This is a genomic window from Rhodococcus sp. NPDC003383, assembly GCF_053589115.1.
In genome coordinates this window covers 1-12,519 of sequence record NZ_JBSFRG010000002.1, presented here as the reverse complement: position 1 = coordinate 12,519, position 12,519 = coordinate 1, and the positions used below count along the sequence as shown (strand labels likewise).

General features: G+C 69.8%; 10 protein-coding genes. 7 read left to right on the top strand and 3 right to left on the bottom strand.

Annotated features, from left to right (window positions below; genetic code table 11):
• Positions 1-7: 7 nt before the first annotated feature.
• Complete coding sequence (yczR, locus tag ACWDTS_RS01975) at positions 8-1,480, bottom strand: MocR-like transcription factor YczR (protein WP_248672975.1); 1,473 nt, start codon at positions 1,478-1,480, stop codon at positions 8-10.
• 103 nt (positions 1,481-1,583) lie between these two features.
• On the opposite strand from yczR, the gene ACWDTS_RS01970 reads away from it, so the two are divergent.
• Complete coding sequence (locus ACWDTS_RS01970) at positions 1,584-2,120, top strand: methylated-DNA--[protein]-cysteine S-methyltransferase (RefSeq protein WP_231610829.1); 537 nt, start codon at positions 1,584-1,586, stop codon at positions 2,118-2,120.
• A gap of 18 nt (positions 2,121-2,138) precedes the next feature.
• Here the strand turns inward: ACWDTS_RS01970 and ACWDTS_RS01965 are convergent, their stop codons facing one another.
• A complete protein-coding gene (locus ACWDTS_RS01965; RefSeq protein WP_450117467.1) occupies positions 2,139-4,745 on the bottom strand; it encodes a LuxR C-terminal-related transcriptional regulator in 2,607 nt (868 codons plus the stop codon).
• Positions 4,746-4,820: 75 nt separating this feature from the next.
• Positions 4,821-6,110, bottom strand: a complete 1,290-nt coding sequence (locus ACWDTS_RS01960) for an adenylosuccinate synthase (RefSeq protein WP_197252947.1) — start codon at positions 6,108-6,110, stop codon at positions 4,821-4,823.
• A gap of 227 nt (positions 6,111-6,337) precedes the next feature.
• On the opposite strand from ACWDTS_RS01960, the gene ACWDTS_RS01955 reads away from it, so the two are divergent.
• The 6 genes from ACWDTS_RS01955 (at position 6,338) to ACWDTS_RS01930 (ending at position 12,397) form a co-directional block, all read left to right on the top strand.
• Positions 6,338-6,988, top strand: coding sequence for a hypothetical protein (locus ACWDTS_RS01955; RefSeq protein ID WP_197252957.1), 651 nt, complete (start codon positions 6,338-6,340; stop codon positions 6,986-6,988).
• A 201-nt stretch (positions 6,989-7,189) separates the two neighbouring features.
• Positions 7,190-7,939 carry a thioesterase family protein gene (locus ACWDTS_RS01950; protein WP_450111481.1) on the top strand — a complete coding sequence of 250 codons (750 nt, stop codon included), beginning with the start codon at positions 7,190-7,192 and terminating at the stop codon, positions 7,937-7,939.
• A 154-nt stretch (positions 7,940-8,093) separates the two neighbouring features.
• Complete coding sequence (locus tag ACWDTS_RS01945; RefSeq protein WP_197254923.1) at positions 8,094-8,558, top strand: pyridoxamine 5'-phosphate oxidase family protein; 465 nt, start codon at positions 8,094-8,096, stop codon at positions 8,556-8,558.
• A 137-nt stretch (positions 8,559-8,695) separates the two neighbouring features.
• The gene (locus ACWDTS_RS01940) at positions 8,696-9,751 is read left to right on the top strand and encodes an iron ABC transporter substrate-binding protein (RefSeq protein ID WP_197254922.1); all 1,056 of its coding nucleotides are present in this window, start codon (positions 8,696-8,698) and stop codon (positions 9,749-9,751) included.
• 10 nt (positions 9,752-9,761) lie between these two features.
• Positions 9,762-11,330, top strand: a complete 1,569-nt coding sequence (locus ACWDTS_RS01935) for an ABC transporter permease (RefSeq protein WP_450111482.1) — start codon at positions 9,762-9,764, stop codon at positions 11,328-11,330.
• Positions 11,327-12,397 (top strand): ABC transporter ATP-binding protein, encoded by a 1,071-nt coding sequence (locus ACWDTS_RS01930; RefSeq protein WP_197254920.1) that lies wholly within the window; start codon positions 11,327-11,329, stop codon positions 12,395-12,397. The genes ACWDTS_RS01935 and ACWDTS_RS01930 overlap by 4 nt, the downstream gene beginning before the upstream one ends.
• Positions 12,398-12,519 lie beyond the last annotated feature (122 nt).

The following is a 12,519-nucleotide window of genomic DNA, read 5'->3' as shown; positions in this document are numbered from 1 at the left end:
GCGACGATCAGACCACCAGGCGGGGTTCGGTGAGGTCACGGCCGATCGCGAGCGCGCGGTAGGCCTCTGCGACCGCCGCGACCCCACGGCGCAGATCGTCGGACTCCCGCGTGTACGGCAGGCGCACGAACCGCTCGAACGCGCCCTGCACCCCGAATCTCGGGCCGGCGACGAGCAGCGCCCCGTGGTTCGGGGCGATCGCGGCCAATGCCGTCGACACCGGCTCGGGCATGCGCACCCACAACGACATGCCGCCTCGCCCCACCGAGCACTCCCACCCCGGCAGGCGTGCCCCGAGTTCCTCGAGCATCACCGCCCGCTGATCCCGCAGCCGGGCGCGGCGCCCGGCGAGCAGGTCGTCGACGTCGGCGAGCAGGTGCGCCGCGGCCAGTTGCTCCATGACCGGGGTACCGAGGTCCACTGCCGTTCTGGCGCCGGTGAGCCGGGTGATCAGGTCGCGGTCGGCTCGGATCCAGCCGACCCGCAGACCACCCCACAGCGACTTGCCGGTCGAGCCGATGGTCACGACCGACTCGCCGTGGCCGAGAGCCTGCGCGTAGGACGCCACCGACGGGGGTGGGGGCGCGTCGAGCCACAGATCCACCATCGTCTCGTCGACGACCACGGTCATGCGGGTCTCGCGGGCGATGCGGGCGAGTTCGGCGCGACCGTCCTCCCCCAGGCACAGCCCGGTCGGGTTGTGGAAGTCGGGGATCAGATAGGCCATGCGCGCCGCGGTCTGGCGGGCGGCGCTACGCAGTCCGTCGGGGTCCCAGCCGCCGTCGGCGCCGCCTTCCGGCCGTACCGGCACCGGGATCGGGCGGGCGCCGTGCCGCCGGATCGCCTCGAGCGCGTTCGGGTAGGTGGGGTGGTCGACGACGACGCGGTCGCCGGGATCGGTGAGCACCCCGAGCAGCAGTCGCAGCGCGTGCTGGGCCCCCGTCGTGACCATGATCTGGTCGACGGTGGTGGGGAGACCGCTCTCGGCGTAGCGCTGCGCGATGACCTCTCGCAGGCTCGGGATGCCGATCGGTTCGACCCCGTGGCCGGTCAGGTAGGCGGGCATCGCCCGCAGCGCCGCCGCGTAGGCGGTTTCGATCTCCGGTCCCGGCGCCGGCATCGACGCGTCGCTCAGGTCGACCACGTCGCCGACGGGTGCGGCGGTTCGGTCCCGGTTCCCCACCGGACGCGATGCGTCGGCCGGTTTCGCGACGACGCTGCGGGCACCCTGCCGGCTGTGGAGGTATCCCTGCTCTCGCAGGACGGTGTACGCGGAGGTGATGGTGGTCCGGCTCAGCGACAGCACGGCCGCGAGTTCCCGTTCGCTGGGCAGCGCGACGCCGAGCGGCACGCGGCCGTCGTGCACGAGCAGGCGGATGCCGTCGGCGAGCGCCCGGTACGCGGGGCGCGCGTCGTCCGTGTCCTGCCAGTTGCCCAGGTCCCGCGCCAGGGAGCCTGCGCCGATCGCGCGAATCATCACCGGTCCAGTATGTCAGTCCAGTCGTCACCAGTGGCCATCTGTCGGAGGTCCAGTTCATACTGGGGCGGTGACCGAACCCGGCACCACCGAGACCCGAGAGCCCCTGCACACGTCGTTCGCGTTGTTCGACACCGCGATCGGCACGTGCGCGATCGTCTGGTCGGCGACCGGCGTCGTCGGGATCCAACTGCCCGAACCCGCACCGGAACCGACCCGCGACGAGGTGCGGCGCCGCTTCCCCACCGCCGTCGAGAATTCCCTGCCGCCGGCGATCGCGCCGATCGTCGAGGCGGTGACGGCACATCTGGCCGGAGCCGCCGACGATCTGCGGTGGGTGCCCGTGGACTATCGCGACGTCTCCGAATTCGACTGCGCTGTCTACGAATACACGCGATCCCTCGATCCGGGTTCGACAGCGACCTACGGCGAGGTGGCCGCGGCACTCGGACGACCCGGCGGGGCCCAGGCCGTCGGCCAGGCACTGGGCCGCAATCCGGTTCCGATCGTCGTGCCGTGCCATCGGGTTCTCGCGGCCGGGGGAGCCATCGGCGGGTTCTCGGCGCCGGGCAGCATCGTCACCAAGCGCGAACTCCTCGCCCTCGAACACACACCGGGATTCGACGACCCGACCCTGTTCTGACGATCCCCCGCCTGCTGCTCAGTGCCGCTTGCGCAGCGCCTCTCCCAGTTGCGCACGGTCGGAGACGCCGAGTTTCGTGCAGGCCCGGTAGATGTGCCCTTCGACGGTGCGCACCGACAGGAACAGCCGATCGGCGATCTCCTGGTTGCTGAGCCCGGTCGCCACCATCGTCGCGATCTCCCGTTCCCGCTTGGTGAGCGGAAGCGGCTGTGCCGCATCGAGAATCGCGGGTGTGGTCACGTGGTCGCACTTCTCGGCGATGGTGTTCGCGGCGGCCGCGGCATCGAGCGCCTCGTTCCGGCGGCCCGCGGCCATCGCCGCCTGCGCCGCCTGGGCGTAGGCGTCGGCGGCATCGATCGGAATCCCGATGGACTCGTATTCGCCTGCGATCTCGACGAGTTTGCGGTGGTCCGCCGCCGCGACCGCCGCGGCCTGCGCGGCGGCGAGGGGCACCAGGCGTCCGTCGCAGATCTCGGCCAGTTCGGCGAGCCGCGGTGCGGTGGTGGTGTCGCCGAATCGCATCGCGATGTACAACGCCATGGCCTCGACACCGTACTGTCCACTGGCAGCGGCTTTTTCGGAGACCGAGCGGGCGGTGGCGAGCGCGCGGGACAGTTCGCCGCGGGCCGCGTAGAGCCAGGCGCGAGCGAGCTCGTGCTGCACCGCGTTGAGCAGCAGCGGGCTGTTGCGACGGTCCGCGATCTCGAGCATCGCCTCGGCATCGCCGGTGCGGCCCAGCAGCGAATACGCCACGACCAGTGGTGCGTATGCGGGGAACACCCACGCGATCGCGTTCGTCGGCGGGCCGACGCTCAGCGCCGCGATCGCCTGCTCGAGGCGGCGCGCCGCGTCGGCGACCTTCCCGCGCGCCAGTTCGACGAGGGCGACCACGACACTGGCCTGCCCCCACGCGAGATATTCGAGACTGCTTGCGCTGTCGAGGAACTTGCGGGCCCGGCGTTCCGCGGCCTCCAGCTCGCCCGCGAAGAGCTGGGCGTTCACCGACGCCACCGCGGGCATGTACCGGAACAGTCCGTCGACCTTGTCGGCGATGGTGTCGTTGCGCGCCGCGGCCGCGCGCGCGTCCGAGCTGCGCCCGGCCACCCCGTACCCCCAGAGTTGCGCGTAGGTAGCGAATTCGACGGCCCAGGGCAGCAGATCCGCTTCGGCCATGACCGCTTCCGCCTCGGCGAGTCCTTCCTCGAGCCGGTTCCGTGAGACCGCGCAGGTCGCCGTCAGCGCGCGCACCGCCAGTGCCAGCGCGGGATGTTCCACGCGCTCCCGGAGCATTGCGAGGACCTGCTCGGCCGTCGCGACGTCCCCCTTGCCGAAGAACAGGTTGGCGACGCGGGGCATCCCCCACCGCAACAACTGTGCCGGGTCGAGGTCGTCCGGATCGAATCCGGCCAGCAGCGTCTCGGCCTCGTCGCACCGGCCGAGCCACAGCAGCGTGCGGGCCAGCAGTTGCGCGGCATCGAAGCCGCCCCCGGCACGCACCGCGGCACGCGCGAAACGCTCACCGAGGCCGAAGTCGGCGAGCCGGATCGAGCTGCGCGCCGCCGAGGTCAGCAATTCGATATCGGGTGCGCGGTCGCTCTCGAGCGCGAGTTCGGTGAGCCGGATGTGGGCGGCCGGGGTGGACAGGTCGGAGGACTGCAGCGCCTCGACGAGCGTGCCGCGCAGGCGGCGTGCCGCGGCCCGGCCGACGCCGGCACGGATCACCTCGCTGAACAACGGATGCGCGTAGCGGACCTCGAGCTGCGGGCCGTCCTCGTGGATGCGGATCAGGCCGCGCTTCTCTGCCTCCTCGATGGCGTCCTCGCTCGCGATGGACGCCAGCGTGTCGAGATCGATGGGTTCGCAGAACGCGAGGAGCTGCAGGCAGCGCAGCACATCCTCGGGCAGCTGCTCGATGCGGCCCTCGAGCAGGGCGGCGAGTTCGGAGGTGATCGCCGCGCGCCCGCGGAGCTGCCAGACACCGCGCTTCTCGCGGAGGGTGCCGGCTTCGAGTGCGCCTTCGACGAGATGCCGCAGGAACAGGGCGTTCCCGCCGGACGCCTCCCACATGCGGTCGGCGCTGAGTTCCTCGAGGGTGCCGCCGAGCACCGATTCGATGTACTGGGTGCTCTGCTCGCGGCTGAACGGCGTCAGCTCGAGGTGCTCGAGATAGCCGTCCTTCCACAACGAGGTCACCGCGTCCGGTACCGATTCGCCGGTTCGGACGGTCGCGACGATGTGGGCGACCCCGTCGATGGCGAGCTGGTGCAGGAAGGTCGCCGAGAGCTGGTCGAGCAGGTGCGCGTCGTCGACGCCGATGACGATGCCCGTACCGTCCGCGAGCAGCGCTTCGCGGGCGGCGGCAAGGAAATTGACGGGATCGCGAGAGGTGGCCGATCCCACCAGGTGCGCGAACACACCGAGCGGAATGCTGCGCGCGGATTCGGTGCCGGCCACCCAGCGCACCCCACCCGGCAGAGACGCGGTCGCGAACCGCGCGAGAGTGGTCTTGCCGACACCGGCGGCACCGGTCAGCACCACCCCACACGTACCGGCGTCGGCAGTGAGTGCCCGAAGTATGATGTCGAACTCCCCCTGCCGCTGAATCAGCGGCCAAGTCTGACTCATGGCCAGGAGTCTAGTCCCGGCAGGGGGCGCCTACAGCAACTCCGCGAACACCACGAAACCGACTGTTTACCGACGTCAGGCCAGCACGTCGTGGCGCACGATGGTTTCGTCGCGGCCCGGTCCGACACCGATGCACGAAATGCGTGCACCGGACAGCTCTTCGAGCCGCAGCACGTAGTTCTGCGCGTTCTTCGGCAGCTCCTCGAAGGTGCGGCACTGCGAGATGTCCTCCCACCAGCCCGGCATCTCCTCGTAGATCGGCTTGGCGTGGTGGATGTCGGTCTGCGTCATCGGCATGTCGTCGACGCGCACGCCGTCCACCTCGTAGGCGACGCAGATCGGGATGGTGTCCAGGCTCGACAGCACGTCGAGCTTGGTGAGGAAGTAGTCGGTGATGCCGTTGACGCGCGTCGCGTAGCGGGCGATGACCGCGTCGAACCAGCCGGTGCGGCGGGCACGGCCGGTCGTGACACCGACCTCGCCGCCCTGCTTGGCCAGGTACGCGCCGTGGTCGTCGAACAGCTCGGTCGGGAACGGGCCCGAGCCGACGCGGGTCGTGTAGGCCTTGAGGATGCCGAGCACCGTGGTGATCTTGGTGGGGCCGATGCCCGAACCGACCGCCGCGCCACCGGAGGTGGGGTTCGAGGAGGTCACGTACGGGTAGGTGCCGTGGTCGACGTCGAGCAACGTGCCCTGCGAACCCTCGAGCAGGATCGTCTCGCCGCGTTCGAGCGCCCGGTTGAGCTCGAGCCGGGTGTCGGTGATGCGGTGCTTGAACCCTTCGGCCTGGCCGAGCACCTCGTCGACGACCTGCTGCGGGTCGAGAGCCTTGCGGTTGTAGATCTTCGCCAGCACCTGGTTCTTGAACTCGAGGGCCGCCTCGACCTTCTGGGTGAAGATCTTCTCGTCCAGGACGTCGGCGACGCGCACGCCGACGCGGGCGATCTTGTCCTGGTAGCAGGGGCCGATTCCGCGACCGGTGGTGCCGATCTTCTTGGCGCCGAGGAACCGTTCGGTGACCTTGTCGATGGCCACGTGGTACGGCATGATCAGGTGCGCGTCGGCGGACAGCAGCAGGCGGGAGGTGTCCACGCCGCGCTCTTCCAGACCGGCGAGCTCGGTGAGCAGCACGCCCGGATCGACGACGACTCCGTTGCCGATCACGTTGGTGACGCCCGGGGTGAGGATGCCCGAGGGGATCAGATGGAGCGCGAACTTGTCACCGTTCGGCAGGACGACGGTGTGGCCGGCGTTGTTGCCGCCCTGGTACCGCACCACCCACTGCAGGCGTCCGCCCAGTAGATCGGTAGCTTTGCCCTTGCCCTCGTCGCCCCACTGGGCGCCGATCAGGACGATTGCCGGCATCTCGCGGTCTCCTAAGCAGGTGTCGATGTGCGGGCGGTCTCTCGCCTGCAGGTCCTGCCGCCACGGGCAGTAGCCGGGACGTCAGTCTAATGGACGGCCGGTTCCCCTTCGTGCCCGGCGTCACCGAAACGCCGCGCACACCCCGCTGGAAGCTTCACTACAGTGGAGTCGACGCCCGGCCACCTGCCCGACCCGATCAGTTGCGAGGAGCCCTGTTGACACCGGTAGTGCTCAAATGCGGTGAAACACCCGTACCGTTGGCGCTCACGCCGGTGACCGCAGTATCCGCACCCGCTCTGCCGGAGAAGGACGACTTCGAGGACGTGTTCGCCCACCTCGAGGCGGTCGAGGATCCCCGCCTGATCGTGGTGGGCAGCGATGCCGCGTTCGCAGCTACCCTCACCCGGCTCATGCGCACCGACCGCCTCGGTGTGGAGCTGGCGTACGTGCCCGAGAAGCGCACCCCGGCGACCGAGGCCTACGGGTTGCGCACGGGTTCGAAGGCGGCCGCGGTGGCGCTGCAGGGCACGGCCAAGTCGGTCCCGCTGATCCGTGACGACGCGGGGATCGCCCTGGTGGGTCGCGCACTCGTCGAGGGGGAAGGCCCCGATCTCGTCGGGGAGGCCTACGTCGACGACACACGCCTGTTCTCCGGCGAGGTTCCCGGCCTGCGCATCGAGCCGACCGTGACCATGCCCGGGCTGCGGGCGGCCGTCGACCGGCCGCGCTGGTTCGGCGGGTACCGGTGGCTCGAGGGTCGTGCGGTGCAACTCGGCTCTCCCGGCGCCCTGCTGACACGTGACGGGGTCGCGAACCCCCGCGCGGTGAAGCGCTCCACGTTCTACCGGCACGATCAGAACTGGCTGCTGGTGCGCTGAGGACGCGAAACCCGGCGTAGCGGTCAAGACATGTTGCTGTAGCGGGTCTCACCGACCCGGCCGGGCGGCATGCGAGCACTTCCACCTCGTCCTGACTTGCAAATTCCATAGTCAGATTCTACCGTTGCTGACTATAGGGATTCATAGCTAGATGGTTCGGCCGGCTGCCGTGCCCACACCCCTCGATCAGGAGCCTGTGCGATGACGAGTTCTCCGCTGACCATCGATCTTCCGTCCTCGTTCGACGCCACGTGGCGCGGGTTCGGGGGCCTGCACGGCGGCCTGGTCGCCGGGATACTGCTCCACGCGAGCGCCGCCGAACTCGACGCCGTACCGGCCGCGATCACCGCGCATTTCTATGCGCCGGTGCCGCCCGGGCGGGTCGAGGTGCACGTCGAGTCGCTGCGATCCGGGCGCACGGCGGGCGCCCGCGCCTCGCTCGGGAACGGTGAGGTGACCGGGCTGGTGCGGCTCGTGCGGGATATCGAACCCGCCCGGTGGGCGTCCCCGTCGACCGTGCCCGACGTGGATCCGTGGACCCGGCCGGTGCTGGAGATCCCGGTCGACTTCGTGCCGTTCTCGCAGTATCTCGACATCCGCCCGATCAACGCGGCCCGCCCGTTCGGTGGCGGCACGGATCCGACGTTCGAGGTATGGATCCGGCTGCGGCCGGATGTGCTGTTGCCGCCGGCGGTTCGCGCCGCGGTGCTGCTCGATGCGCTGCCGCCGGGGCTGTTCGCGATGCGGACCGCGCCGGTGCCGATCCCCACCGCCGAGTTCACGGCGCATCTGGCGCCCGCCGCCCACGATCCGGCCGGCGAATGGTTCCATCTGCGCCAGCACACGACGTGGGCGAGCGCGGATCTGTGCGTCGACGACACCGAACTACGCAGTCCCACCGGCGAACTCGTCGCCCAGGGCCGGCAGTTGCGTCGCATCATGGGTGGTTGAGCCGCGCGAGCCGCTCCCCCGCCGCACGCAGCGCCAACCTGCCGACGAATCGCTCACCGATTCGGAATTCGCCCACGCTACAGCGTGAGCCGATTCCGACTCACCACGTGAATCCCTGACACGAGATGTCAGAGTGCGGGTGCACAGTGGTCGCATGGCAACTTGGGAACAGTTCCGTACCGAAGCACCGGATCTCGCGGACGCGATCGCCGCACGCTGGGCCGCCCACAAGCACCACGTCCTGGCCACCCTGCGCCGCGACGGCTCCCCGCGCGTCAGCGGCACCGAGGTCGAGATCGTCGACGGCCGGCTCGTGATCGGATCGATGTACGGCGCGGTGAAGGCCCGCGACCTGCAGCGGGACGGTCGGTACGCCCTGCATTCCAATCCCGGCCACCACGACATGGTGGGAGGCGACGCGAAGGTCGCGGGGCGGGCGCGCGAACTGCACGGCGCCACGAAGGACGCGATCCTCGCGGCGTATCCGTCGGAGGTGCCGGAGGGCCCGATGCACCTGTTCGAGCTCGACCTCGACGAGGCCGTGCTCGTCACCGTCGACGAGAAGTTGCACGTCGACGTGTGGCGTCCCGGCGCCGGAGTGGTCCGTCACGATCGGTGAAAATCGGGCGAAACGCCCAATTCACCTGAAGGGCACGGTCGTTGACGAGGATACTTCGGTGAGTCTTACCTTGGTCGGCGCGTAGCATTCGACTCGATCGCCGGTGCGATCGAACTGCGCTCGACACGGAGGAACACATGAGAACTACACCGTCGCGACACCGATGGACCCGCAGCGCCCTGGCAGCCGGGGCGCTGGGCGTTGCTGCACTGCTGACGTTGTCGGCATGCAGCAACGACACGTCCGGCGGAAATTCCGAAGACGCGAACGCGATCACGGTCTACAACGCGCAGCACGAATCGCTCACCCAGGAATGGGTGGACGAATTCACCGCGGAAACCGGCATCACCGTCAATCTCCGCAACGGCGGCGACACCGAGATGGCCAACCAGTTGATCGCCGAGGGCGACCGCTCCCCGGCGGATGTGTTCCTCACCGAGAACTCGCCGGCCATGGCCGCCGTCGAGAACGCCGGCCTGTTCGCCGACGTCGCCCCCGACACGCTCGCCCAGGTTCCCGAGCAGTACCGCCCGTCCACCGGCAAGTGGACCGGCATCGCCGCTCGCTCGACGGTGTTCGTCTACAACACCGAGGCCCTCACCCCCGACCGACTGCCGAAGTCCCTGCTCGATCTGCAGAACCCCGAGTGGAAGGGCCGGTGGGCGGCGTCGCCGTCGGGTGCCGACTTCCAGGCCATCGTCGCCGCGCTGCTCGAGCTGCGCGGGGAGGACGCGACGCGCGCGTGGCTCGACGCCATGAAGGCCGGCTCCGTGCCCTACAAGGGCAACACCGCGGTGCTCAAGGCCGTGAATGCCGGAGAGATCGACGGCGGCGTCATCTACCACTACTACTGGTTCGGCGACCAGGCCAAGGGCGGGGAGAACAGCAGCAACACCCAGCTCCACTACTTCCGCAACGAGGACCCGGGCGCATTCGTCAGCGTGTCCGGCGGCGGCGTGCTCGCCGCGAGCACACATCAGCAGCAGGCGCAGGCGTTCCTGAAGTTCATCACCGGGAAGAAGGGGCAGGAGATCCTGCAGACCGGGACCTCGTTCGAATACCCGGTGGGCAGCGACGTCGCCGCCAACCCCGCGCTCGTGCCGCTCGTCGAACTTCAGGCGCCCCCGGTCGACCCGTCGACGCTCGACAGTGCGAAGGTCACGCAGATGATGACCGATGCCGGCCTGATCTGAGCCGCTCCGCATGACCGTCACATCCACGCTCGTCCGGATCCCGGCGGGCGGCACCACCCGATCACGTCCACCCCTCGCCGTGGCAATCCCCGCGGCACTGATGGTCGTGGCCTCGCTGATCCCGCTCGGATTCGTCGTCACCGGTGTCGTCGAATCCGGGTGGGACAGCATCCGGACCCTCGTCTTCCGGCCCCGTGTCGGCGAGCTGCTCGTCGACACCGGCCTCCTGGTGCTGATCACCGTGCCGCTGTGCGCCGTGATCGGGGTCGCCGCCGCCTGGTTGGTTGCCCGCACGACCCTCGTGGGTGCCCGCTGGTGGGCGCCCATCCTCGTGGCGCCGCTGGCGATCCCCGCGTTCGTCGACAGCTATGCGTGGGTCACCGTCGTTCCGTCGCTGCACGGGCTGTTCGCCGGTGTCCTGATCACCACGCTGGCGTACTTCCCGCTCGTATACCTCCCGGTGCTCGCCACGCTGCGCCGCCTCGACGCCGAGATCGAGGAGTCGGCGCGGGCATTGGGCTGTGGACCGGGGGCGGTCTTCGTCCGGGTGGTGCTGCCGCAGCTGCGGCTCGCGATTCTCGGCGGGTCGCTGTTGGTGGCGCTGCATCTGCTCGCCGAGTTCGGTGCGTTCTCGATGATCCGGTTCGACACCTTCACCACCGCGATCTACGAACAGTTCCAGGCGACGTTCGACGGCACGGCCGGCACGATGCTCGCCGGGGTGCTGGTGCTGTGTTGCCTGGCGGTGCTGGTGCTCGAAGCGCTCGCGCGGGGACGGGCGCGGTACGCGCGACTCGGCTCCGGCACCGGCCGCACCGCGACCCCCACGCCGCTGGGGTGGACACAGTTCCCTGCCCTCGCGTGTCTCACCGCGCTGCTCGCCGCCGCGATCGGTGTGCCGCTGTACGTGATCGTGCGGTGGCTGGTACGCGGCGGCGCCACGGTGTGGGACGGCGCCGAGTTGCAGCGCGCCCTGCTGCAGACGCTCGGCTACGGGGTGGTGGCCGCGGTCGCGACGACGGTGCTGGCCTTCCCGGTCGCATGGATCGCGGTGCGGTTCCCCGGCCGGTTCGCGAAGGTCGCGGAAGGCTGCAACTACGTCACGAGCTCGCTGCCCGGGATCGTGGTGGCGCTCGCCCTGATCACCGTCGGCCTGACGTATCTGCCCGGGCTGTATCAGACGACGACGATGGTGATCGTCGCCTACGTGCTGATGTTCGTGCCCCGGGCACTGGTGAACGTGCGCGCCGGGCTGGCCCAGGCACCCGTCGAGCTCGAGGAAGCCGCCCGGTCCCTCGGTGTCCGTCCCGTCTCCGCGTTCCGGCGGGTCACCCTCCGGCTCACCGCCCCCGCGGTCGCTGCGGGGATGGCACTGGTGTTCATCGCGGTCTCCACCGAACTGACCGCGACGCTGATGCTCTCCCCCACCGGGACCGCGACGCTCGCGACCCGGTTCTGGTCGGCGAGCAGCGAACTCGACTATGCAGGGGCCGCGCCCTACGCGGCGATCATGGTGATCGTGTCGCTGCCGGTCACCTATCTGTTGTTCCGGCAATCACAGAAAGCTGCAGGGATATGAGCGGTCTCGTCGTCGACGCGGTACGCAAGTCGTTCGGCGCGGTCGAAGTGCTGCACGGCGTGGACCTCACCGTCGCAGCGGGAAGCACCACGGCCGTCGTCGGATCGTCCGGATGCGGAAAGACGACCCTGCTGCGAATCATCGCCGGATTCGAACATCCCGGCGGCGGCAGCGTCCGCGTCGGCGGGACGGTCGTGGTCGACGGCACCCGGTTCGTGCCCGCGCACCGGCGCGACATCGGATACGTCGCGCAGGACGGCGCGTTGTTCCCCCACCTGACCGTGGGACGCAACATCCTGTTCGGTTTGCCGTGGCGCGAGCGCCGTTCGCGGGATCGGGTGCGGGAACTGATGGAAATCGTGTCGCTGGACCCCGATTTCGCGGACCGGCGGCCCGACGAACTGTCCGGCGGGCAGCAGCAACGTGTGGCTCTGGCCCGCGCACTGGCCCGACGGCCGAAGCTGATGTTGCTCGACGAACCGTTCACCGCGCTCGACGCCTCGCTGCGCGCCGGCATGCGCCGGTCGGTCGCGAAGTTGCTCCGCGAGACCGGGGTGACGACGGTCCTGGTCACCCACGATCAGGAGGAGGCGCTGTCGTTCGCCGATCAGGTCGCGGTGATGAAGCAGGGACGGCTCACCCAGGTGGGGGCACCGCAGGACGTGTACACCCGGCCGACGGACCTGTTCACCGCGAACTTCCTCGGGGACGTGGTGATCCTGCCCGGCCGGATCAGCACGGCGGGCATCGCGGACTGCCCGCTCGGCGCGGTGCCGGTGCCTGCGGACGCGCCCGGGGGCGAGGTTCGGGTCCTGCTGCGTCCCGAGCAGATCGTGGCGACCCCCGCGAACGGCAGCGCCAACGCGGTCGTGCTGGAACGCGAGTTCCTGGGCCACGATTCGATGCTGCAGATCCGGTTGACACCGACACCGGACATCCGGTCCCGCTACGCCTCGGAGGCCCCGCACGGCGTGCTCGCGGTGCGTCAGACCAGTGTCATCGCTCCCGACATCGGCGCGCACGTGAGCCTGCACGTTCTCGGGGAGGCGGTGGTGTTGCCCCGGTAGCCCCGCCCTCGTGCGTGGTTTCGGTAGCGGCCGCCCGCCCAAAACACCCACCGGCGCGGGGGTTAACGGGGGGGGGGGCCCCCCCCACCCCCCACAACGCAAGCGCCCCCCAATTGTGGTTA

What these genes read in the sequence shown, in the direction of transcription:
- ACWDTS_RS01930 (WP_197254920.1), top strand. Translation starts at nt 11,327, where the DNA reads ATGAGCGGTCTCGTCGTCGACGCGGTACGCAAGTCGTTCGGCGCGGTC.
- ACWDTS_RS01965 (WP_450117467.1), bottom strand. Translation starts at nt 4,745, where the DNA reads ATGAGTCAGACTTGGCCGCTGATTCAGCGGCAGGGGGAGTTCGACATC.
- ACWDTS_RS01950 (WP_450111481.1), top strand. Translation starts at nt 7,190, where the DNA reads ATGACGAGTTCTCCGCTGACCATCGATCTTCCGTCCTCGTTCGACGCC.
- ACWDTS_RS01940 (WP_197254922.1), top strand. Translation starts at nt 8,696, where the DNA reads ATGAGAACTACACCGTCGCGACACCGATGGACCCGCAGCGCCCTGGCA.
- ACWDTS_RS01945 (WP_197254923.1), top strand. Translation starts at nt 8,094, where the DNA reads ATGGCAACTTGGGAACAGTTCCGTACCGAAGCACCGGATCTCGCGGAC.
- ACWDTS_RS01935 (WP_450111482.1), top strand. Translation starts at nt 9,762, where the DNA reads ATGACCGTCACATCCACGCTCGTCCGGATCCCGGCGGGCGGCACCACC.
- ACWDTS_RS01960 (WP_197252947.1), bottom strand. Translation starts at nt 6,110, where the DNA reads ATGCCGGCAATCGTCCTGATCGGCGCCCAGTGGGGCGACGAGGGCAAG.